The organism is Hymenobacter sp. PAMC 26628 (genome assembly GCF_001562275.1).
Lineage (GTDB): Bacteria > Bacteroidota > Bacteroidia > Cytophagales > Hymenobacteraceae > Hymenobacter.
The window spans coordinates 1,144,927-1,167,462 of record NZ_CP014304.1; the positions used below are offsets into that span (position 1 = coordinate 1,144,927).

Below are 22,536 nucleotides of genomic sequence, written 5' to 3' on the forward strand. Positions count from 1 at the left end.
TGGTTGCTCAACCGTAGTAAGTCCCTGTTTAGCAGCTAATATCCAAGCTACTTGTGCTGTGAGCCGCGGCGTGCTTCTGCTTACTTTTTTTTAGTGCCGCCAGCCTCAGGGCCCCTGCCCGCGCTACCAAGGAATAGAAGTGCTGGTGGTTTTGCTTTTGGTGCTGCCGCTGGGGCCCTTGCTCTTGGTTTTGACCTTGACCGAGGCGGCAGTTTTGGCCGCGGCTTTGGCGGGGGCCCCGGCCGGGGTGGCGCCGGGGTCGGGAGCAGCCGGGGTTTCGGGCACTTCCTCGGCCTGCACGGCGGGGGCCTCCTGGGCGGCCTTTATCTCGTCGGGGTTTTCCACGCGCTTTTCGGTGCGCTGGGCCAGCAGCAGGTGGTCTTGCGCGAGGGTGTTTTTCTTGGCGGCGGCCAGCTCGGTTTCCAGGCGCGCTTTTTCGTCCTTGCTGAAGCGGTTGGGCGTCATGAGCTGGTTGAGGTCGGGCTTGCCGCCGTTTTGCCAAGCCGTGAGCCAGAGCGAGGCCACCGCCGTGGGGGCCAGCTTGAGGCGGTTGGCCACCATGCCGCCCACCAGCTTCTCGTACTCGGCCGCGAAGGCGTCGGAGTAGCGGCGCTGGGTTTTGCCGTAGCGGTGCGAAAACGTGTAGCGCTCGGGCCCCGGCATGGCTTTTTCCACCTTGCCGGCCCGGTCAAACGTCTCGGTCAGGAAGCCGTAGCTGCGCTGAATTGTGCCCCAGGCCTCGGCCAGCGGGTCCTTTACGTAAGAAGCCGGCTCGTACGTGATGTTGTACTCGCCGATATACTTCTCGGGCAGGGCGCTTTCCCAAAGGCTGTGCAGGCCGGCTTGGTTGGTCAGCTGCCCGTCGTAGTTGATGGTGGTGTGCAACGGCACAAAGGCATCGCTCACGTAGTGCCCCAGCTCGGCCGAGTACTTAATGATGGCCACCGTGTCGCGCTCCCGAAAGGCGTTGGTGAGCTTCTCGGTATTTTCAGCAATGACCCACGGCACGGTGCCGTACTTTTTCAGCGTGTCGGCCGAGAATTTTTCCACCGCCGCCGCGTAGTCCTGCGGCACTTTGCCGAAGGGGTTGTCCTCCGAGTAGTGGTCCATGTCGATGAAGTGGCGGCTGGCTTCGTCGGGGTCGGTGGCGCGGCGCTCATCGGGGACCGTGCTCTGGCGCACCAGCTCGGCCATGTGGCGGAAATAAAACGCCTGGAGGTTGCCGGGTAGCCGGTACACGGCCACCTGCGTGATAAGGCGGTGGCCAAAAAAGCCCCAGGCTCCGGCCGAACCCACCGCCAGCAGCGCCAGTACAACCGGTAAAAATAATTTTTTCATAAAGAAGCGAAATAGGATAAATGCCACCAAAGGTAGTTTGCTGGCGAAGGTCGGCAGAAGCCGGCATTTGTAGGGTACTGGGGCCCAAAAAGTAGTAAACAATGGCTAGGCTACGCAAATACCATTCGCCCGCTGGCCGCTGCGCGCCTCCGCACGGGGGCCCCAGCCCGGTAATATTCCGCGATTACGAGCTTATTCGAAGAAAACATTTTTATCAATCGATTGAAAATAATTTTGTCGCTTGCGCAATGGATTGCGCAATTGTACTACATTTGTCTATCGAATCCTCTTTCCCACCCAGCATTTGCTGCGCAAGCGGCTACCAAAATACCCGGCTTCCTACCAAGGAAGCCGGGCATTTTAGTTTTCAGCCGGTGTGGTATGTGTCATTAAAAATTGATTACCAATTATTTACCTACATACACTACGCCGGCTTTCATTACGAAGCTGGGGCGGAGGAGGGTGGTAATGTCTTGAAGCGGATTGCCATCCAGGGCTACCATGTCGGCAAGCTTGCCGGCCTCCAAAGTCCCCAGGTTGTCCGACTCGTCGAGCAGTTCAGCGGCATTGAGCGTGGCGCTGCGAATGGCTTCGATGGGTGCCATCCCGGCCTCGGTCATGTACCCAAATTCGAGCGCGTTTTTGCCGTGCTGGTACACGCCTGCGTCCGTGCCAAAGGCCACCCGTAAGCCCTGCTTGATGGCCCGCCCGAAGGTGGCTTGCAGTTGCGAGCCGATGCTGAGCGCCTTGGCGGCGATGACGGGCGGAAAATAATCGGGGTGCTTGCGTGCGGTGTCGGCCACTGACTTGCCGGCGATGATGGTGGGCACGTACCAGGTGCGGCTTTTGGCCATCAGCTTCATGGTTTCGGCGTCCATCAACGAGCCGTGTTCGATGCTGGTGACGCCGGCCCGCACCGCCCGCTTGATGCCCTCGGGGCCGTGGGCGTGGCAGGCCACGCGCATCCCCAAATCGCGGGCTGTTTCCACCACGGCCCGGATTTCTTCTTCGCTGTACTGGGCGCCGCTGCCGTCTTTGCTGAGGTCGAGCACCCCGCCGGTGCTGGCAATTTTAATGAGGTCGGCGCCGCGCCGGAACTGCTCGCGCACGGCTTGCCGGCACTGGTCGGGGCCGTTGGCAACGCCTTCGGCCGTGCCCACGTGCAGCTTCTCGATCATGAAATCGCTGAGGCCGTCGGTTTCATCCATGTGCCCGCCCGTACTCGAAATGGCCGAGCCCGCCGTGTAGATGCGGGGCCCCGGTACCAGCCCACGCGCCACGGCCTTGCGCAAGGCAATGTTCACGCCCGAGCCGCCGCAGTCGCGCACCGTGGTGAAGCCGGCCCGCAGCGTGGTCAGCGCGTTGCCCTGGGCCCGGTAGGCCACATCGGCCGGGTTTAGGGTGAAGCGCTCGGCGAAGGAGTTGCGGCTGGGCACCGTTTCCAGGTGCACGTGGCAGTCGATGAGGCCAGGCAGCACGGTACGGCTCTCAAGGTCGATGACCTTGTCCTGGGGCCCCCCGGCGGCGTAGCCGGCTTGCACGGCCACGATGCGGTCCTTCTCGACCACCACCGTTTGCTGGGCCAGGAGCCGGCCGCTGCGCACGTCGAGCAGGTGGCCGCAGTGCAGGTAGGTTTTTTGGGCGAACGCCGCCGGGGCCCCCAGCAGGAGGGCAGCGACCAAACAAGGAATAAAATTGCGCGTCATAGGTTTACTGAAAGTGGGGCCGGAAGGTACAAGAATTGCCGGGTTGCTGCCCCGCGTTTTCGGGGTTCCCTACCACTTTTTCTTACTTAACTTTTATTCTTGCTCCATGACGACCCAGGAAGAATTTGAAACCGCTGCCCAGCGCGCCCAGCAACTGCCCAGCAAGCCGTCCAATACGGTGCTACTGCAGCTCTACGCCCTCTTCAAGCAAGCCAGCGAGGGCGATGCCACCGGTCCGCAACCCGGCGGCTTTGATTTCAAAGCCATTGCCAAGTACAACGCCTGGCACGGCCTGAATGGCCTCAGCAAAGACGCTGCTCGCCAGCAGTACGTGGAGCTGGTGAGCGAACTGGTAGGGTAGCGTTTAAATGTGAAAATGTGGCGGATGAGAAAATGTGAAAATGGGCTTTAATGAATAAAGCAATATAGTCGATTCATCTCCGCATCTTCCACGTCTCCAGATATTTCACTTTAAAATCCGTGTACATTTCCCGCAAAAAGCCTGCGTATCCCATCACGCACGCCCTGCGGCAGTACCTGCGCGACTACGACCGCGACGCCCCGCTGCCGGTGAGCTACGCCGAGCTGCTGCGCTACAGCAACTCGTTTCCGCTGCGCGACCGGGCGGGCAAGGATACGCTCTGGCAAACGGTATTTTATGAGCCCAGCGTCCTGGTCGAGCTCAACCAGGGCCTTGTGCAGGTGTACGCGCTGCTCAAAACGGCCGGCGACTTGTCTTTTGCCAATGACCTGCTGGCCGACCGCATCGATTACTGCCACTTCGGCAACTCACACCCGTTTCGGGTGCGCATCCTCAACCAGCTCAACGACAACTACGACTACTTCTACGTGAAGCAGGCCGACGCCTCGCGCCTTTATGGCCTGGAGCTGGAGCACTTGCTATCGCCCAACTCGATGAACTACCTCGTCGGCAGCGGCAATACGCTCATTGAGGAGCACATTGTGGGCATTCCGGGCGATGATTTCATCCGGCTGCGCCTCAACCTTCCCCACCTCAACCAAGTGCGCATTGCCAAGGAGTTCGTGAAGTTCAACGAGCGCTGCTTTGCCCGGCTGCTTGGCGATATGCGGGCCTACAATTACGTCATCGGCGTGACGCCTGACTTCGAGGACGAACAGTACCGGGTGCGGGCCATCGACTTCGACCAGCAGAGCTACGAGGGCCGACGGGCCATGTATGTGCCGCAGTTTTTCAAAGACAACGGCCCCGTGGTGGAGCTGTGCGCCCGCTTGCTCAAGCCCTCTACGATACACCAGTACCAAGCCGAGGAGCGCACCCTCATGGCGCGCCGCGCCCGCGCCGAGCGCTACCGCCTCAAGGCCCTGCTCGACGTGATGCGAGGCCAGGAACTGGCGCCGCCCGATAAAGTAAACGAGCTCAAAGCGGCCCTCAACCGCCACCACCGCACCCAGAAATTCGACTCCTGCGACTCGATGGGCGACGTGGTGCGCCTCAACCTGTGGCTGATGCTGGGCCCCCAAATGCTGGCTACTGTAATGTCTTAAGCTCGCCAGCGATACGTACTTCAACACGCGCATTTAACGGCTGCGGCCACACCACTTTAAAGATGGTCAAGATTGAACAACAGGGGGATGCCGTAGTATTCACCGTCGAGGGCTGGCACAAGCTCTGGGCGCTGCGCAGTGAATTGCGCATTCCGCAAGCCAACATCAAAGGGGCCCGGCGCGGCGCAGAAGCCTCGCACGCCTTTGGCTTGCGCATGCCAGGCACCCACGTTCCAGGTTTCCTAAAGGCGGGCACGTTCTACTTAGACGGCTTTTTTGGTGCCAAGCCTTCGTTTATTGATGTGCGGCACGACGAAAATACCATCGTAGTGGACCTGGCCGACGAGCAGTTCAACCGCCTCATCATTGAGGTAGAAGACCCCGATACGGCCTTGGCCCTGCTCACCCGCTTGGCTACCCCGGCCAGTTAAAACCACAAAGGCAGTTGCCCCGTCCTGGGGCAACTGCCTTTGTGGTTTTAGCTGGTTGGAAAATTACGCCAGAGCGCCGGATGAAGCCGGTCGAAACCTGACGCTCTAGCGCTATTTCTACCAAGCATCGAATCAACTCAACTGGCAAACGTAGCCGAGCTACGCCTTGGGCGCGGGCAAGTCAAACGCCGTGGCGTCGTGCTCGAAGTGGCCCTTGTGCGAGCCGTCGCAGAACGGCTTTTGGCTGGAGAGGCCGCAGCGACAGATGCTGATGCGCTGGCGGCCGCCGAGGCCATAGGGCTGGCCCTGGGCGTCAACGAGTTCAAAATCTTCGCCTTCTACGCGCAGCGAGCCGTTGGAAAGTACCGTGAGTTTGGTGGCCATGAAATGATTTAAAAATGCGGGTGAATGATGAGAAAAAAGGCCATTGCTACAGCGTTTTACGCATAATGTAGTCGTTCATAAAGTACGGCCCGATGGGCACGTCTTCTTCGCGCTGCTGCACGAAGCCGCGCCGCTCGTAGAAGCTGAGGGCGGGGTTGTAGCGGTTCACGTTCAGGTCGAGGGTGTGGCCCCCGGCGCGGCGCACGGCTTCCTCCACGGCTTCGATGAGGTGCAAGCCCAGGCCCTGGCCCTGCTGCGTGGGCAGCACGTAGATTTTGTGAAGCTTGTATTCGGTGGGCACAGCTTCGGCCGGGGCCCCCTCAGCGGGCGGCTGGGGCCCAAAAGAGGCAAAACCGGCCGGCTGCCCGTCCACGTGCGCCAGCAGAAACGTGTGGTGCTGCTCGACCATCTGCCGCTTGAGGGCAGCGGGCGTGTAGATGACGCGGTACATGTACTCTATCTGCTCGCGCGAGAGGATAAAGCGGTAAGTGGGCTCCCAGGTACCCTCGGCCAGCTGGATAATGGCGGGAATGTCGCGGAGGGTAGCGGGTACGATGCGCGGCGGCGCGGGCGGGGTATGCATAACAGTACGGCGGAGCAAAACGCAAAATTGGGGCGAAAAAAAGCAAAAACTGCCCGCTTTTTGTACGAGATGGCCGGTTCCAACGTTCACCGGGCCCGGCGTCCCTTTCACAGCGCCGCTTTTCTTATGCCACATTCGCTGAAACTGACCCTGCCCTTGGCCGCGCTGCTGCTGGCCGCCGGGGCCCCCGCCCGCGCCCAAATTGCCAACGTACCCGATAGCCTGCGCCGCGCCGGCGAGCTGGTGGGCAGCCGCCCCAGTGCCCGCCGCCCGGCCGGAGCCCGGGCCCGCCCCGCGGCCGCCGCCACTGCTACCGATCCGTCCCGTGCCAGCGCCGCCGACTTGCCCGGCCTCTACGAGCGCTTCATCGAAACGTGCCAGGAGCAGCGCCGCAGCTGGAGCGAAAACGATTGGGACGCCGCCGCCAATGCCTTGGCGCGCCTCAACCAGCGCTACGACCAAGTGCGCACATCGCTGCCGCTCCAGGACCGACTAAATATCCGCTCGGCTCAGGCTGAGTTCCACACCTTGCAGGGAGCCCGCAGGGTGAAAAATAGCCTCGCAAACTAAGCTGGTAGCGCGCTTTTGGGCTGGCCTGGGTGGCACAGCCAGGCCAGGGCCTCGTGGCTGCTGCCACACAGCTCGACGGGCAAGTTGCCGTGCACGCTCTGCAAAAACGCTTCGCCGTCATGGTGGCCCGGCAAATCAGCCGGGCACACGTAGCTTACGGCTTGCAGGCCAGTGGCCAACGCCGCAGGCAGCCACTTGAGCGCCAACCACGGCAGGGCATCGGCCCACTCGCCGGTGGTGTGGCTGCGGTCGAGCAGCAGGCGGCGCGGGGCCAGCTGTTGCTGCCACGTCAGCACGTTGCGGAACCCCTCCACCACCGCGGCGGCAGTGAGGTAGCCGTGCCAACGCACGTAAAGCAGGGCGTCGGACGGGCAGTGGTAGTACTCGGCCACCAACGCGCCGCGGCCGTCGACCAGCTTGTGCAACAAAACGAAGGGAGCGGGCTGCATGGAGGGGGTGGGCAGGGAAAAAACCGGTGCCGCCACACCAGTTCTATGCGAGTGGTTGTGCATCGAAGAACAATACGTATAAATATAAATATTATTGGTCGAATTGTTCGGGGCTGGCGCTGCTGGACTTCGGGCGGGCGCGGGCCCCGGCCTACCTTTGGGGTTCGCAATTTTTGCCCAAATTATCAGCGCAAGCACGTATGCACATTGCCATCGTCGGCAACATTGGGGCCGGCAAAACCACCCTGGCCCACAAGCTGGCCCACCATTTTCGCTGGGAAGTGTTCCTGGAGGACGTGGACGACAACCCGTACCTCAAGGATTTTTACCACGACATGCCGCGGTGGGCCTTCCACTTGCAGGTGTATTTTCTGAATGGGCGCTTCCGCCAAACCCAGCGCATCAAGGCGCTTACCAAGGCCGGCAAGGGCGTGGTGCAGGACCGCACCATCTACGAAGACGCCCACATCTTCGCCGCCAACCTGCACGAGTCGGACCTGCTCTCGACGCGCGACTATGACAACTACCGCGGCCTGTTCGAGTCGATGGTCAACCTCGTAGAGCCGCCCGATTTGCTGCTCTATTTGCGCGCCGACTTGTCAAAACTGATTCGTCAGATTGAGCAGCGCGGGCGCGACTACGAGAACAGCATTAGCATCGAGTACCTCAAAAACCTCAACGAGCACTACGAGAAGTGGATTGCCAGCTACACCGGCCGCCTGCTCATCGTGGACGTGAGCGAGCTGGATTACATGCGCAACCCCGAAGACCTGGGTACCATCATCGAGCGCATCAACGCCACGCTCTTCGGCCTGTTTTAGGGCCCCGGCGCCGTCTGGGGCCCCCTGATGTGTAGAGACGCGACACTTGGCGTCTCAATCGCTGCCCGGTTTGTTAATAGCACCGTTCAACGATTGAGACGCGAAGTGTCGCGTCTCTACGGCGTTTAGCCGTTTGGTTCCAAGGCTTCGTTGAAAAAATCGACCAGTGGGCGGGCCGCCGCGATGGCGGCCACGGCCAACGCCACAAAGCTGGGGCCCTGGGCCACTTCCTCGTCGGTAAACGTGCGCACTGCGCCGAAGCTCTTGAGCTTCAGCCAGCCCAGGTCGGGGTGGTCGGCGGGGTAGCCTTTGGGCGGGCGCACCAGTTGCTCGCCGTCGGTGGTGAGGCCGGCGGGGAAATGGCGCAGCAGCGCCGGCGCCTGCCGCTGGCGGTGGAATTCGTCGGCGTTGTAGTGGATTTCCTGGCGCAGGGCCCCCAGCAGCGCCGGCGTGGTGTGGTAGAAGCCCACCCGCAACGACGATTTGCCATCTGGCTGCACGCCCAGGTAGTAGCCGGCGCGCGCCGCGTGGCGGCCGCCGTGCAACAGGCCCGCGCCCATGCGCCGCTTGTAAGGCTCGGGGTCGCGGTGGCCGCGGTCGTTTTTGTGCAGCCGAAACATGGCCTCGGTGGGGGTGAGGCCGGCCAGCGACGGGTCAGTTTTGGCTACTTCGGCCAGCACCTGGCCGATGAGCTCGGCGAAGGCGGCGCGGGCCCGCTGGTAGTCGGGGCGGTGCTCGGCCATCCAGGGCGTGTTGTTGTTGGCCGCCAGGCGGCGCAGGAAATCGAGCAGGTAGGCGAGGTCCATTGGGTTTTAGCCAGTAGTTGTTTGAATTAATAAGGCGGTCATGCTGAGCTTGTCGAAGCATCTCTCCCGCTGACTAACTCATTGATTACTGGTGGGGTAGAGATGCTTCGACTGCCCGGACGCCAGATGAGCATGGCCGCCTTTCGTAATCAACTTTATTTTTATTAAAGCCAATAAACTTACCGGCGGCTGAGCACCGTTACGGCGTCGCCCACGCGCAGGTGGCCGCGGCCGGGGCCCGTCACGTTCTGGCCGAACAACACCTTGCTGCCGGTGCTGCGGTAAGCGGCCAGCGTGCGCAGCGGCTCGCCCTGTGGGGTTTTGGTGGCGGTTTGCTGGTCGATGGTCGTCAGCACGCAGCGGGCGCAGCCCTTCACGGCCCGAAACGGCACGTCGCCCACGCGGAACTCGGCCCACTGGTCGTCGTCGTAGGCGGGGCCCCCGCTGAACACCAGGCTGGGCCGGAAGCGGTTCATGGGCACGGGCGTGGGCAGGCGCTGATTGAGGTCGGCCAGGGCGGCTTCGCCGATGAGCAGGAACGGGTAGGCGTCGGCGAAGCTCACGAGTTGGCCCTCGGGGTTGCGCGCGGGCTCCACGTCGCGCCGCACCATGTCGGACATGTACACGAGCCGGATTTCGCGGTCCAGGGCCCGGCTCAGCCAAGCATCGGCCACCGCATCGCCCCGCCAGGCCCACACCAAGTCGTCCCAGATGGTGACGAACAGCGTGCGCTCGGGCGTGGCCTCGAACGGAATGTAGAGCGGTAGCAGCTCGGGGCGCTGGCGGTGCGTGAGCAGCCAGCCGTTGTGGGCCGGGGCCACGGCCAGCAGGGCCAGCTCGGGGTGCTGGCGCTGGGTGAGGAACTGGTTTTTTGCGTCTACCAGCAGCCAGCGGCGGTCGTGGCGCAGGCCCCGGGGCGTCACGTCGGCCTCGGCCACGGCCACGCCGCCGAGCGACTTGATGGGGTAAATCAGGAGTTGCGAAAGCGTGAGGATGGCGTCGGGCATGGCGCAAAATTAGGCGGCGGGCCGCGTTGGGGCCCAAAGGTGCAGGCTAGGCAGGCCGTGCCGATTGCTGTGCGCCCAAGATCTTTTCTATTTAAACCGGCGGTTGTACGCCTCTACCGCTTTGTCAAAGTGGTTGTTGGCCGTTGCTAAAACGATGGACCCGAAAAATGCCCCGAGCGAAATCGAAAAAGGCAGCGGGGCTTTGCTGAACGGAGAGCCGGGACTGTTTCGCTGCTTGTCCGATTGGGTGCCGCCCACGATGGTGGCCGCCACAAAGACGGGCAATAGGGCAATGGCCCACCGACGTTGCCTGCGGCCCTTGCGCAGTTCCTCAGCAGACTTTGGATAGGACTTCAGTATGGCTTTCAGCGTCGCGTTCGTGAGCGGTTCGTTGTTGATGGTGTACAGCAAATGGGAATACCGGCCGTTTTGAAGGACAGCTACTTTAATGGCACTGTCTCTTCTCACGGCAGTGTCGGGCCCCTGGGCCTGCGTCAAAAAAGGACACAGCAGGGCGAATAGAAAAAATAATTTTTCAGGGAGTTTCGCTAAACGCATTAACTTATTCATGCGGGCTGCTGTGCAGTCCGGGCAGCGCAGCGGAGTTGCTGCGCTGCCGGTGCACCAGCTGGCACCTAAATAAGCGCGGCAGTCTGACGAATTCCTGAATAACTACTAATACTTATTTCGCCACTGTCTCGGCCAGCTTGATGGCCTCGTACAAATCGACTACGCCGCCAGTGATGGAGAGCGTGGTGAAGTCGGCCTTTTTCTCGGTGCCGGGCACGCGCACCAGCGTGTGGTGCACCTGGGCCGAGCGCCGGATGATGTCCTTCAGCTGCACGGCCGTGAGGGTGGGGAAGTACGACTTGAGGACCGCCGCCACGCCGGCCGTCACGGGCGAGGCCATGCTGGTGCCGCTTTCCATGCCGTAGGTGTTGCCGGGCAGCGTGCTGTAGATGGCCACGCCGGGCGCGAACACATCCACTTGCTTTTTGCCGTAGTTCGAGAACTCGGCGGGCAGGCTGGCGTCGTCCTTCGCGCTGCTGGCGCCCACCGTGAGCAGGTTGGGGAAGGGCTGGCCGGCGAGGGTGAGGGCGGCCGGGTAGTGGTTGCTCACGTCGAGGTTGTCGTTCTCGTTGCCCGCGGCGTGCACCAGCAGCACGTCGTGCGCGGCGGCGTACTTAAAGGCGGCTTCCACGGCCGGGCGCTGGGGCGAAAACTCCTTGCCGAAGCTCATGTTGATGACCTTCGCCCCGTTGTCGACGGCGTAGCGGATGCCGTTGGCCACGTCCTTGTCGCGCTCGTCGCCGTTGGGTACGGCCCGCACCGTCATGATGCGCACCAGGGGCCCCGCCACGCCCTGCACGCCGAGGTTGTTGTCGCGCACGGCGGCGATGATGCCCGACACGTGGGTGCCGTGCAGCGGGTCGGGCCCGTGCAGGTCGTTGTTGCCGTAGTTGCGCTGGTTCACGTCGTCGGGGTTGTCCTTCACGATTTCGGCCCGCGGGTTAAACTTCAGGTTCAGCGAGTTGTCGAGCAGGTTACGCTCCTCTTTGGCGCCGCTTTCCAGCTCTTTTTCCAAGGCGTCGGTGTCGGCCAGGCCCATCTGGCGCAGGTTCTGGTCGAGGGCCCGGCTGAGGTTGCGCATGTTCTCGTTGCTGGCCTGGGCCTTGCGCAGCGTGGCCGTGTCGAGGCGCTCCACGTTGAGGTCTTTTTTCAGGGCCCCCACCATCATTTTCAGCGGGCCGGCCATGTCCTCCACTTGGGCGGCGCGGTCGGTTTCCTGCTTGGTGCGGGCGGTGAAGGCCTTTTCGGCCTTGGTGTACAGGTCAAACTCGGCGCGCTGGGCCACTGGAATGGCCGTGCGCACCTTGCCTTTGAAGCGCGGCCGGTACTTGGCCACGATGCGCGTCACCTCCAGCGATTCGTCGCCTACGCTGCGGCCGTCGGCCCCGCCCAGGAAGTTCCAACCGTGCACGTCGTCGATGTAGCCGTTCTTGTCGTCGTCGATGCCGTTGCCGGGAATCTCCTTCGGGTTGGTCCACAGAATGCGCTTTAAATCGACGTGGGCCGTGTCGATGCCGCCGTCAATCACGGCCACAATCACGGGGGTGGGCACGCGGTTTTTCAGCAGCTCGGCGTAGGCACGGGTGTCGCCCACGCCGGGTACGCCGTCGAGCTTGGGGTCTTTGAGGTACCATTGGGCGGCGGCGGCTTCGGTGGCCGTGGGCCCCGCGGGGGCCCCGGCGGCGGGCGGGGGCGTGGCGGGCGGGGCCATAGCGGCCGGTGCCTCCGGGGTGGGCGCAACCATCGCGCCGGTGGCGGTGGCCGGGCCCGGGTTGCCCCGAGCGGTGGTGGTGGGGACGGCCCGGGTGCAGCCGGAGAAGGCCAGGGCAGCCAGGGCAAACGCCCAGGGGCGGAAGGTGAAAACAGTCATGCGGAAGGGAAAACGCCGCGACGGTGCGGCCACAGGCAAAGGAACGGCAAGCGCGCGAAAGACGTGCCCGGGGCCCTAAACGTTGCGGCGTGGGCCGGGGTGGGGTTCCACCGGTAACTTCGCGCCCCGAACCGGTTTGCCCTTCTATGCCCCTCTCGCTCCGCACCGCTGCCCGCCTCTGCCTGGCCCTGCTCACTGTTAACTGCGCCCTGTTAACCGAAACCAAAGCTCAGGCCCCCAAAACTTATACGTCGTCCGAGATTTTGCTGGGCTTGAAAAAGCTCAACGTGGTGGGCTCGGTGATGTACATCGCCGCCCACCCCGACGACGAAAACACCCGCCTGCTGGCCTACCTCGCCAACGGCCGCCTCGTGGAAACCAACTACCTGAGCTGCACCCGCGGCGACGGCGGCCAAGACCTCATCGGCCCCGAGCTGCGTGAGCAGCTCGGCGTCATCCGCACGCAGGAGCTGCTGGCGGCGCGCCGCATTGATGGGGCCCGGCAGTTTTTCACCCGCGCCAACGACTTCGGTTTCAGCAAGACGCCAGCCGAAACCTTCACCATTTGGGACAAGGAGCAGGTGCTGGCCGACATGGTGTGGGCCATCCGCCGGCAGCGGCCCGACGTGCTCATCACCCGCTTCCCGCCCGACCCGCGCGCCGGCCACGGCCACCACCAGGCCAGCGCCATCCTGGCCGCCGAAGCCTTCGACGCCGCCGGCGACCCCAAGCGCTTCCCCGAGCAGCTCAAATACGTGCAAGCCTGGCAGCCCAAGCGCCTGCTCTGGAACACGGGCAGCTTCTTCGTGAAGCCCGGCGAAAACATGAGCGGCTACCTCACCCTCGACGCCGGCGGCTACAATCCCTTGCTAGGGCAGTCGTACGGCGAAATCGCGGCCCATTCCCGCTCGCAGCACCGCAGCCAGGGCTTCGGCTCGGCCGCCACCCGCGGCGAGGCACTGGAGTATTTCCAACCCGTGAAAGGGGCCCCGGCCACAAAGGATTTATTCGACGGCGTAGATATGACTTGGAACCGTGTGCCGGGCGGCGCGGCGGTGGGCAAGCTGATTGATGAGGTGATTCGGAAGTACGACGCGGGTAACCCAAGCGCCAGTGTGGCGGGGCTAATAGAAGTGCAGAAAGGAATGGAGCGACTAGTAGGTTCTTTAAGCAGCAGTAGTTCTAAACTCAGCGAACAGGAGGCTCATCATGTTGCCTTTTGGTGGAATGAAAAGAATAAAGAATTAGAAAATATATTGGCCGCGTGTGTTGGACTTCATTTTGAAGCAATTGCTGCTGAGCCTACAACCACTCCGGGCGGAAAAGTAGAAATTAAGATAGAAGCACTTAATCGCTCAGCACTTCCAGGTGTATTAAATGGAATCCTATCTACTTCTGAAATAGGTCTTCAAGGACCTTTGAAACAAGGCATTGCTCTTGTCACTACTGCAACATTAGATGTACCGTCTAATAAATTAACTGACCGTTTCAGCGCTCCTCAAGATGTATCACAGCCTTACTGGTTGGTAGAAAAACCGACGGTGGGCATGTATAAAGTGCCGGAAATTGTTGCTTCTTTCCCTGACGAACACATCAGTGCTGGTTCATTTCGGTTGGTGGCTACCCATCGGGAACAGGTCATCGGCACGCCAGAAAACAAAGCTGTTATTAACCTCTATTTCAACGGAACGATTGATGGACAAGGATTTAGTTACAAAATACCCGTCCAATACAAGCACACCGACCCCGTGCTGGGCGAGCTGTACCAGCCGCTGGCCGTGGTGCCGGCCGTGATGGTAAACATTCCCGCCGCCCGCGCCTACGTGTTTGCCGACCAGCAGCCCAAGCAAGTGCCCGTGACGCTGCGCGCCGGCCGGGCCGGGGTGCACGGGGCCCTGGCCCTGCAGGTGCCCGCCGGCTGGCAGGCCGAGCCGGCCACCGTGCCGTTCGACCTGAAGAATAAGGACGACGAGCAGACCGTGAACTTCACGCTACGTCCGGGCCCCGGGGCCCCCGAGGGCAAGGCCGAGCTGCGCGCCGTGGCCACCGTCGACGGCCAGGCCTACAGCCGCGGCATCCAGCAGATCATCTACCCGCACATCCCCACCCAAACGCTGTTCCCCGAGGCCGTGGCCCCGCTGGTGAAGCTGAACGTGCAGCGCCGCGGCCAGCAAATCGGCTACCTGATGGGGGCCGGCGACGAGGTGCCCGAGGCCCTGCGGCAGCTCGGCTACACCGTCACGCTGCTCAACCCCGCCACCGACCTCACCGCCGACCACCTGCGCCGCTACGACGCCGTGGTGCTCGGCGTGCGCGCCTACAACGTGCTCGACCGCCTCAAAACCCAGCAGCCCGAGCTGCTGAAGTACGTAGAAAACGGTGGCAACCTGGTGGTGCAGTACGTGGTGAACCGCGGCACCGTGCTGCCCCAAATCGGGCCCTACCCGCTCACCTTGTCCGCCGACCGGGTAACGGTGGAAGGGGCCCCGGTGACCTTCCTCCAGCCACAAAACCCGCTGCTGAACACGCCCAACAAAATCACCGCCGCCGACTTCCAGGGCTGGGTGCAGGAACAGGGCCTGTATTACCCCTCGGCCTGGGACGCGCACTACACGCCCGTCATCGCCAGCAGCGACCCCGGCGAAACGCCCAAGCAAAGCGCCATCCTGGTGGCCGACTACGGCAAGGGCCACTACATCTACACCGGCCTGTCGCTGTTCCGCGAGCTGCCCGCCGGCGTGCCCGGCGCCTACCGCCTGCTCACCAACATGGTGTCGTTGGGGAAGTAGAAAATCCAGAATTTCATCGTGTTGGGCCGTTATGCCCATCTGGCTTCCGCGCAGCCGAAGCATCTTTCCCGCGCAAGTAATTATTTACTGTTGCGGGAGAGATGCCTCGGCTGCGCGGAAGCCGGATGGGCATGACGGCCTATCCGGTTTTGGCACGGCTGCCTTGTTCATGCTGCTACCGGGGCCCCGTGGCTAAGTTTGCTGCTCATCCATTCTGCAAATTCCAGTGCTGACAGTAGAAAAAATCGGCGGCACGTCGATGAGCGCCTTTGGCGACGTGCTCAACAACATCATCTTTTACAACCGCCAGGGCCCCGAATTGTACAACCGCATCTTCGTGGTGTCGGCCTACGCGGGCGTCACCAACTGGCTGCTGGAGAACAAGAAAACCGGCGCGCCCGGCGTGTACCACCGCATCAGCGAGTTTAAGAAGTTCCACGAGGCGCTGCGCGACGTGACGGCCCAGCTCAAGGCCCTGAACCAGCAGTACGCACCCCTGGGCCTCGACCTGGCCGTGGCCGATGCCTTCATCGAGCAGCGGATGCAGGACGCCAAAACCTACCTCGACAGCCTCGTGAACGTGCTGGCGTCAGGCTACGTGAGCAGCGAAAACGTGCTGCAGGCGGCCCGCGAAATCCTGGCTTCCATTGGGGAGGCGCACGCGGCGTTCAACTCCGTTAACATCCTGCAAAACCGGGGCGTACACGCCACGCTGGTCGATTTGAGCGGCTTCCACGACCACAAGCCGTACACCATCGACCAGCGCATCCGGCACGCCTTTAAGCACATCAAGTTCGACGAAACCATCTGCATCGCCACCGGCTACGCCAAGGGCACGGAGGGCATCATGCGCGAGTTCGACCGCGGGTACTCGGAAGTGACGTTCAGTAAGATAGCCGTGGCAGTGAAGCCCCGGGAGGCCATCATCCACAAGGAGTACCACCTGTGCTCGGCCGACCCGGGCCTGGTGGGCCTCGGCCACTGCCACCCGGTGGGGGCCACCAACTACGACGTGGCCGACCAGCTGGCCGACGTGGGCATGGAGGCCATTCACCCCAAAGCCTCGAAGCCGCTCGAAATCAACGGCATCAACCTGCGCATCAAGAACACCTTCGATCCCGCCCACGCCGGCACCCTGATTACCAAAGACTACGTGTCGGCCCAAACGCGGGTGGAGGTGATTACGGGCACCGACAAGGTGGCGATGATCGACGTGTACGACCCGCAAATGGTGGGCACGGCGGGCTTCGATTTGGCCATCATGCAAATCTTCTACGCCCTCGGCATCAGCTACGCTTTCAAGGCCACCAGCGCCAACAGCATCTCGGTGCTGATTTGGGAGAAGGACCTGAACAAGAAGCTGGTGCACCAGCTGGAAGCCAAGTACGAGAAGGTGACCGTGGAAAATACGGCCATGGTCTGCCTCATCGGCTCCAACATCGACCGGCCCGGCCTACTGGCGCAGGCCGCCGGGGCCCTGGCCGCCGAGGGCATCAACATCAAGAGCGCGGGCTTTGCGCTGCGCAAGGTCAACATCCAGTTCATCATCGACCGCGACGACTACCAAGCCGCCATCATCGCCCTGAACCAGAGCCTGGCCGACGGGTGATTGGTAGCCTGGACGTTGCGAGTCCGCGCTCCTGCTTTTTTTGCGCTGGCTTAATCCAATTTGCTCATGAAAAAACACCTGTACCTCGTCGCGCTGCTGGTGCTGGGGGCCCCCGCCGCCCGTGCCCAGTCGCTCGCGCTGCCGCCTGATACTGTGCACGTGAGCGACGCCGCGGCACGGACCCGGTTTTTGGCCGACACGCTCTACGCCCGCGCGCACTACAACAAGCTGGAGTATCGCATCCCGATGCGCGACGGAGTAAAGCTGCACACCGTGGTGTACGTGCCCAAAGATGCCGACCGAGTGCACTACCCCATCCTGCTCAACCGCACGCCGTATTCGGCGGGCCCCTACGGGCCGGGGCCCTACGCGTGGCGGGGCCTCACCACCGTCATCCACAGCGTCAGCCCGAACAGTACCATGCTGCACGAGGGCTATATTTTTGCTTTGCAGGACGTGCGCGGCGCCTTCCTGTCGGAAGGCGTGTTTGAGGACGTGCGCCCCGAGAAGGACCAGTACCGCGGCAAGCAGGACATCGACGAGAGCACCGACACTTTCGACACGATTGAGTACCTGCTCAAGAAAGGTCCCAAAAACAACGGCCGCGTGGGGCAGTGGGGCGTTTCGTACCCCGGCTTCTACACCACGGTGGGTTTGCTCAGCCGCCACCCCGCTCTGAAGGCGGCTAGCCCGCAAGCGCCCGTCACCGACTGGTTCTGGGACGACGACCACCACAACGGCGCGTTTTTTCTGGCGGAGCAGATATATTTTTGGGAGCTCTTTGGCCAGCCCCGGCCGCAGCTCACCGCAAAGTGGCATGAGGGCATGAAAATTATCGGCAACGATGGCTACGCGTTCTACCAGCGCCTGGGCCCGCTGAAGAATGTGAATACTCAACTCTTCCACGGCCGGGTCAAGCACTGGAACGACCTGACGGCTCACCCCAATTACGACGCCTTCTGGCAGGCGCGCAACCCCCGCCCGCACCTGCACGACCTGAAAACGGCGGTGCTGACGGTGGGCGGCTTCAACGATGCGGAGGATTTGTTTGGGGCCCTGCACACCTATGCCGCCATCGAGCAACAAAACCCCGGCCTGGCCAACCGCCTCGTGATGGGCCCCTGGGTGCACGGCGGCTGGGCCCACGCCTACACCGGGGAGATGGTGGGCAACGTGAATTATGGCCCCTCGCCCTCGCGCTGGTACCAGCAATACGTGGAAGCGCCCTTCTTCAAGGCTTACCTGAAAGACGACAAGCCCACGGCCGCTGCCCAGTTGCCTGAAGCCATTGTATTCGAGAGCGGCACCAACCAGTGGCGCACTTTTGATGCCTGGCCCCCCAAAGCCGTGCAGGAGCGCACGCTCTACTTCCAGCCCGGCGGCAAAATTGGGTTTGAGAAGCCAGGCACCGTCACGGGCTTCGGCTTCCGCCAATTCCTGAGCGACCCGGCTCACCCCGTGCCCTACACCGAAGCCACCGCCCCGGCCATGACCCGCGAGTACATGACCGACGACCAGCGCTTCGCCAGCCGCCGCCCCGACGTGCTCACCTACCAGACCGACGTGCTCACGAGTCCGCTCACGCTGGCCGGCCCCATCCAGGCGCTGCTGCAAGTGGCCACCACCGGCACCGACGCCGACTGGGTGGTGAAAATCATCGACGTGTACCCCGACGACACCCCCGACAACCCGCGCAATTTGCCCAACGTGCACCTCGGCGGCTACCAGCAAATGGTGCGCTCGGAGGTGATGCGCGGCCGCTTCCGCAACAGCTTCGAGCGGCCCGAGCCGTTTGTGGCGGGCCAGGTCACGGCCGTACCCTTCACGGTGCAGGACCTCATGCACACCTTCCGCAAGGGCCACCGGCTGATGGTGCAAGTGCAAAGCACCTGGTTCCCGCTCGTGGACCGCAACCCGCAGAAGTACGTGCCCAACATCTTCGAAGCCGATGCTACCGACTTTCAAAGCGCTACCCACCGCCTGTACCACGCGCCGGGCCAAGCCTCGCAGCTGGTGGTAAAAGTGCTGCCGTAGCGTTTCCTGACTAGGGCCCCACAACCTACGGTGGGGTCCTTTTTGTGTTACCGCCCGCCATAATTGCGGCCGGCGGGCAGCCCCGGGGCCCTCATTGCGCGTATACCGGGGTTTGTGTTCCGCTTGATTTTCACGCCCGGTTGCCGGGCACGTATTTACCCCTAACCTTCGCCACACCTGATGAGCCCCAACCCCACGGAATTTGCGTTCGGCATGATTGGTCTCGGCACCATGGGCCGCAACTTGCTGCTGAATATGGCCGACCACCAGTTTGCCGTTGCCGGCTACGACAAGAACCAAAAGCAGGTGGACCTGCTGGCCCAGGAAGGCCAGGGCAAGCCCGTGCAGGGCTTCACCGACCCCGCGGCCTTCGTGCACAGCATCAAAACGCCGCGCGCCATCATGATGCTGGTGCCCGCCGGCGCCATCGTCGACAGCGTAATTGCCGAAATGCTGCCGCTGCTCAGCCCCGGCGACATCCTCGTGGACGGCGGCAACTCGCACTTCACCGACACCGAGCGCCGGGCCAAGGATTTGGAAAGCAAGGGCTTTCACTTCTTCGGCATGGGCGTGTCGGGCGGTGAAGAGGGGGCCCGATTTGGCCCCAGCATGATGCCCGGCGGCGACAAGGATGCCTACAAAACGATGCAGCCCGTGTTTGAGGCCATTGCGGCCCAAGTGGACGGGGCCCCCTGCGTGGCCTACATGGGCCCCGGGGCGGCTGGCCACTTCGTGAAAATGGTGCACAACGGCATCGAGTACGGCCTGATGGAACTGATTGCCGAGACCTACGGCGTGCTCAAAACCGGCCTCGGCCTCGACAATGCCGCCATCGGCCAGGTGTTTGCGCAGTGGAACGAGGGCCGCTTGCAGTCGTTCCTGCTCGACATCACGAAGGACATTTTCGCTTTCGACGCCCCCGACACCGACCACCTGCTGCTCGACGACATCAAGGACGAGGCCCGCTCGAAGGGCACCGGCAAGTGGACCTCCCAGGTGGCCATGGACTTGCAGGCCCCCATCCCGACCATCGACGCGGCCGTGTCGATGCGCGACCTCTCAAAATACAAGCAGCTGCGCGAGCAGCTGGCCCAGCAGTACGGCCCCGTAGCCGGGGCCCTGGCCGGCGATAAGAACGAAGTAATCAAGCAGTTGGAGCAAGCCTTCTACTTCAGCATGATCATGAGCTACGCCCAGGGCATGCACCTGCTGGCGCAGGCCTCGGCCGAGTACAAGTACGACTTGCAGCTGGCCACCATCGCCAAAATCTGGCGCGGCGGCTGCATCATCCGCTCCACGTTCCTGAACGATATTTTTAACGCCTTCGAGCGCGACAACAAGTTGGCGCACTTGCTGCTCGACGGCGGCGTGGCCGGCCTGGTGCAGGGCGCCGTGCCCGGCATGCGCGCCGTGGTGGGCGCCGCCGTGGCGGCGGGTGTGGCCGTGCCGGCCTACGCCTCGGCGCTGGGCTACTTCGATGCTTTCCGCACGGCGCGGCTGCCCTCGAACCTCATTCAAGCCCAGCGCGACTACTTCGGGGCCCACACCTACGAGCTGGTGGGCAAGGAAGGCGTGTTCCACACCCAGTGGACTGGCCTGCGCAACAAAGTGGAGGCCCCCGCCGGGGCCCAGGTCAACCAAACCCCCGCCACGCCGCCCGTGCCCAGCACGAAGCAGTCGAACGTGGAACCCGCTAAAACGCAATCGTAAATGAACGCCCTCCTGAAATCGCAGCCGACGGTGTTCGTCATCTTCGGCGGCACCGGCGACCTGAACGCCCGCAAGCTGGCCCCGGCCCTCTACAACCTGTACCTGGAAGGCTGGCTGCCCGAGCACTTTGCCTTCATCGGCACGGGCCGCACCAAGCTCACCGACGACGACTTCCGGGCCCGGGTATTGGGCGATGTGAACAAGTTTTCGCGCAGCGGCCAGGTGAAGGACGAGCAGTGGCAGGGCTTCGCACCCAACATCTACTACCAGCCGGCCGACGTGCAGGACGCCAAAACGTACAAGGACTTCGGCAAGAAAATAAAGGCCCTGGAGCAGGAGTGGAAGTCGTCGGCCAACGTCATCTACTACCTGGCGGTGGCCCCGAATTTCTTTCCCATCATCGCCGAAAACCTAGCCAAGGCCGGCCTCACCGAGGACGCTGGCTGCACGCGCATCGTGATTGAGAAGCCGTTTGGGCACGATTTGGCGTCGGCCAAGGAGCTGAACGCGCTGCTGGGCCGCATCTTCCAGGAGAAGCAGATCTACCGCATCGACCACTACCTGGGCAAGGAAACGGTGCAGAACATCATGGCTTTTCGCTTCGCGAACGCCATCATGGAGCCGCTGTGGAACCGCAACAGCATCGAGCATGTGCAGATTTCGGTGACCGAGCAGCTCGGCGTGGGCGAGCGCACGGGCTACTACGACGGCTCGGGGGCCCTGCGCGACATGATTCAGAACCACCTGTTGCAGCTGCTGTGCATCGTGGCCATGGAGCCGCCGGTGAGCTTTTCGGCGGAGGAAGTGCGCAACCGCAAGGTGGACGTGCTGCGCGCCATGCGCCGCTTCACGCCCGAGAGCGTGCGCGAGCAGGCCGTGCGCGGCCAGTACGCCGCCGGCTGGCTGGAGGGCCAGCAGGTGCCCGGCTACCGCGAGGAGCCCGGCGCCAACCCCCAGTCGAACACCGAAACCTTCGCCGCGGTGAAGTTCTTCGTGGACAACTGGCGCTGGCAGGGCGTGCCGTTCTACCTGCGCACGGGCAAGCGCCTGCACCGCTCGGCGTCGGTCATCACCATCCAGTTCAAAGACGTGCCGCACCTCATCTTCTCGCCCGAAACAGCGGAAACGATGCGCCAGAACCGGTTGGTTATCAGCATTCAGCCCGAGATGAGCATCCGCTTGCAAGTGCAGGCCAAGCGCCCCGGCGTCGACATGATGCTGAACACCGTGGACATGGTGTTCGACTACAAAGGCACTTACGTGAGCGAGGCCCCCGAGGCCTACGAAACCCTGCTGCTCGACGTGATGCTCGGCGACCAGACGCTGTTTATGCGTGGCGACCAAGTGGAGGAGGCCTGGGATTTGGTGATGCCCATCCTGACCTCGTGGCAGAACCGCACCAGCCAGAACTTCCCCAACTACTCGGCCGACTCGTGGGGCCCCGAAGATGCCGAAGCCCTCGTGGCCAAGGACGGCTACCACTGGTTCACGCTCCCGCTCAACGGCAAGAAATAGCGCATGGAACGCCACATATTTTCATCCGAAGATGCCGTGCTGGGGGCCCTGGCCGGCTACTTCGTGGCCACGGCCGACCAGGCCATTGCCGCCCGCGGGCGCTTTGCCGTGGCGCTGTCGGGCGGCAGCTCGCCCAAAAAGCTCTATGAGCTGCTGGCCTCCGACGCCTACCGCGCCCAGGTGGCCTGGAGCCAGGTGTACTTCTTTTTCGGCGACGAGCGCACCGTGCCCAAAACCTCGCCCGACAGCAACTACCTGATGGCCAAAAAGGCCCTGTTCGACCCGCTGGCTATCCGGCCCGACCACGTTTTCGCCATCGATACTGCCCTGGCCCCGGCCGAAGCGGCGGCGCAGTACGGCGTGGCCATCGAGGAGTTTTTCGGCGACGAGCCGGCCCGGTTCGACCTCGTGCTGCTGGGCTTGGGCGACAACGCCCACACGGCCTCGCTCTTCCCGCACACACCCGTACTGCACGACCAAAGCGTGGGCGTGAAGGACGTGTTCGTAGCCGAACTGGACACGACCCGCATCACCCTCACGGCGCCGTTGCTCAACCAGGCGCGTGCCACGGCCTTCCTCGTGTACGGCGCGGGCAAGGCCATTGCCGTGCAGCAAATCCTCCAGGGCCCCCGCGACGTGGACCAGTACCCCGCCCAGCTCATCGCACCCGCCGGCGGCAACGTGCACTGGTTTTTGGACGAAGCCGCGGCTGCCGATTTGAAGTAAGAGTTGAGCGGAAACAGCATGAAAAAAGGCCTTGCCACTACGGCAAGGCCTTTTTTTGCTTTTAGGGCCCCGGGGCAGCCTCACCCCCGGC

The 22,536-nt window shown here is 62.8% G+C and carries 20 protein-coding genes; 11 read left to right on the forward strand and 9 right to left on the reverse strand.

Translation table 11 applies throughout. The features are described 5' to 3' along the window. Window positions 1-123: 123 nt before the first annotated feature. Together AXW84_RS05315 and AXW84_RS05320 are read right to left on the reverse strand one after the other, a co-directional pair. Window positions 124-1,338 carry a zinc dependent phospholipase C family protein gene (locus tag AXW84_RS05315; RefSeq protein ID WP_068229680.1) on the reverse strand — a complete coding sequence of 405 codons (1,215 nt, stop codon included), beginning with the start codon at window positions 1,336-1,338 and terminating at the stop codon, window positions 124-126. A 407-nt stretch (window positions 1,339-1,745) separates the two neighbouring features. Then, window positions 1,746-3,044 (reverse strand): metal-dependent hydrolase family protein, encoded by a 1,299-nt coding sequence (locus AXW84_RS05320; protein WP_068229682.1) that lies wholly within the window; start codon window positions 3,042-3,044, stop codon window positions 1,746-1,748. A 106-nt stretch (window positions 3,045-3,150) separates the two neighbouring features. Between AXW84_RS05320 and AXW84_RS05325 the strand changes: the two genes are divergently transcribed. The 3 genes from AXW84_RS05325 (at window position 3,151) to AXW84_RS05335 (ending at window position 5,002) form a co-directional block, all read left to right on the forward strand. Next, entirely contained in the window at window positions 3,151-3,405 is a 255-nt protein-coding gene (locus AXW84_RS05325; RefSeq protein WP_068229685.1) for an acyl-CoA-binding protein, read from the forward strand. A 119-nt stretch (window positions 3,406-3,524) separates the two neighbouring features. Then, window positions 3,525-4,571, forward strand: a complete 1,047-nt coding sequence (locus AXW84_RS05330) for a hypothetical protein (protein ID WP_068229689.1) — start codon at window positions 3,525-3,527, stop codon at window positions 4,569-4,571. A 62-nt stretch (window positions 4,572-4,633) separates the two neighbouring features. Then, window positions 4,634-5,002, forward strand: coding sequence for a hypothetical protein (locus AXW84_RS05335; protein ID WP_068229691.1), 369 nt, complete (start codon window positions 4,634-4,636; stop codon window positions 5,000-5,002). 159 nt (window positions 5,003-5,161) lie between these two features. On the opposite strand, the gene AXW84_RS05340 is transcribed toward AXW84_RS05335, so the two are convergent. Together AXW84_RS05340 and AXW84_RS05345 are read right to left on the reverse strand one after the other, a co-directional pair. Further along, entirely contained in the window at window positions 5,162-5,386 is a 225-nt protein-coding gene (locus AXW84_RS05340) for a CDGSH iron-sulfur domain-containing protein (RefSeq protein WP_068229695.1), read from the reverse strand. A 46-nt stretch (window positions 5,387-5,432) separates the two neighbouring features. Beyond that, window positions 5,433-5,969, reverse strand: a complete 537-nt coding sequence (locus AXW84_RS05345; RefSeq protein ID WP_068229698.1) for a GNAT family N-acetyltransferase — start codon at window positions 5,967-5,969, stop codon at window positions 5,433-5,435. Window positions 5,970-6,095: 126 nt separating this feature from the next. On the opposite strand from AXW84_RS05345, the gene AXW84_RS05350 reads away from it, so the two are divergent. Beyond that, window positions 6,096-6,539, forward strand: a complete 444-nt coding sequence (locus AXW84_RS05350) for a hypothetical protein (protein ID WP_068229705.1) — start codon at window positions 6,096-6,098, stop codon at window positions 6,537-6,539. Here the strand turns inward: AXW84_RS05350 and AXW84_RS05355 are convergent. Beyond that, window positions 6,536-6,988 (reverse strand): hypothetical protein, encoded by a 453-nt coding sequence (locus AXW84_RS05355; protein ID WP_068229708.1) that lies wholly within the window; start codon window positions 6,986-6,988, stop codon window positions 6,536-6,538. The genes AXW84_RS05350 and AXW84_RS05355 overlap by 4 nt on opposite strands. 200 nt (window positions 6,989-7,188) lie before the next feature. On the opposite strand from AXW84_RS05355, the gene AXW84_RS05360 reads away from it, so the two are divergent. Beyond that, window positions 7,189-7,809, forward strand: a complete 621-nt coding sequence (locus tag AXW84_RS05360) for a deoxynucleoside kinase (protein WP_068229710.1) — start codon at window positions 7,189-7,191, stop codon at window positions 7,807-7,809. 125 nt (window positions 7,810-7,934) lie between these two features. Here the strand turns inward: AXW84_RS05360 and AXW84_RS05365 are convergent, their stop codons facing one another. The 4 genes from AXW84_RS05365 to AXW84_RS05380 form a co-directional block, all read right to left on the reverse strand. Beyond that, window positions 7,935-8,615, reverse strand: coding sequence for a DUF2461 domain-containing protein (locus tag AXW84_RS05365; protein WP_068229715.1), 681 nt, complete (start codon window positions 8,613-8,615; stop codon window positions 7,935-7,937). A 179-nt stretch (window positions 8,616-8,794) separates the two neighbouring features. Next, window positions 8,795-9,622 (reverse strand): MOSC domain-containing protein, encoded by an 828-nt coding sequence (locus AXW84_RS05370; protein WP_071891028.1) that lies wholly within the window; start codon window positions 9,620-9,622, stop codon window positions 8,795-8,797. Window positions 9,623-9,709: 87 nt separating this feature from the next. Continuing rightward, window positions 9,710-10,192, reverse strand: a complete 483-nt coding sequence (locus AXW84_RS05375) for a hypothetical protein (protein ID WP_157886822.1) — start codon at window positions 10,190-10,192, stop codon at window positions 9,710-9,712. Between the two features lie 112 nt (window positions 10,193-10,304). Continuing rightward, window positions 10,305-12,062: a S8 family peptidase gene (locus AXW84_RS05380; RefSeq protein ID WP_236943253.1), complete on the reverse strand. Its 1,758-nt coding sequence runs from the start codon at window positions 12,060-12,062 to the stop codon at window positions 10,305-10,307. A gap of 146 nt (window positions 12,063-12,208) precedes the next feature. On the opposite strand from AXW84_RS05380, the gene AXW84_RS05385 reads away from it, so the two are divergent. The 6 genes from AXW84_RS05385 (at window position 12,209) to pgl (ending at window position 22,445) form a co-directional block, all read left to right on the forward strand. Beyond that, complete coding sequence (locus tag AXW84_RS05385; protein WP_068229726.1) at window positions 12,209-14,851, forward strand: PIG-L family deacetylase; 2,643 nt, start codon at window positions 12,209-12,211, stop codon at window positions 14,849-14,851. Window positions 14,852-15,077: 226 nt separating this feature from the next. Next, on the forward strand, window positions 15,078-16,460 hold the full coding sequence (locus AXW84_RS05390) for an aspartate kinase (RefSeq protein ID WP_068229729.1): 1,383 nt from the start codon (window positions 15,078-15,080) through the stop codon (window positions 16,458-16,460). Window positions 16,461-16,526: 66 nt separating this feature from the next. Continuing rightward, a complete protein-coding gene (locus AXW84_RS05395; protein ID WP_068229732.1) occupies window positions 16,527-18,494 on the forward strand; it encodes a CocE/NonD family hydrolase in 1,968 nt (655 codons plus the stop codon). Window positions 18,495-18,674: 180 nt separating this feature from the next. Beyond that, window positions 18,675-20,204 (forward strand): NADP-dependent phosphogluconate dehydrogenase, encoded by a 1,530-nt coding sequence (gndA, locus tag AXW84_RS05400; RefSeq protein ID WP_236943254.1) that lies wholly within the window; start codon window positions 18,675-18,677, stop codon window positions 20,202-20,204. After that, window positions 20,205-21,719: a glucose-6-phosphate dehydrogenase gene (gene zwf, locus AXW84_RS05405; protein WP_068229734.1), complete on the forward strand. Its 1,515-nt coding sequence runs from the start codon at window positions 20,205-20,207 to the stop codon at window positions 21,717-21,719. It abuts the gene before it with no gap. Between the two features lie 3 nt (window positions 21,720-21,722). Then, window positions 21,723-22,445 carry a 6-phosphogluconolactonase gene (gene pgl / locus AXW84_RS05410; RefSeq protein WP_068229737.1) on the forward strand — a complete coding sequence of 241 codons (723 nt, stop codon included), beginning with the start codon at window positions 21,723-21,725 and terminating at the stop codon, window positions 22,443-22,445. The last annotated feature ends 91 nt before the right edge of the window (window positions 22,446-22,536 follow it).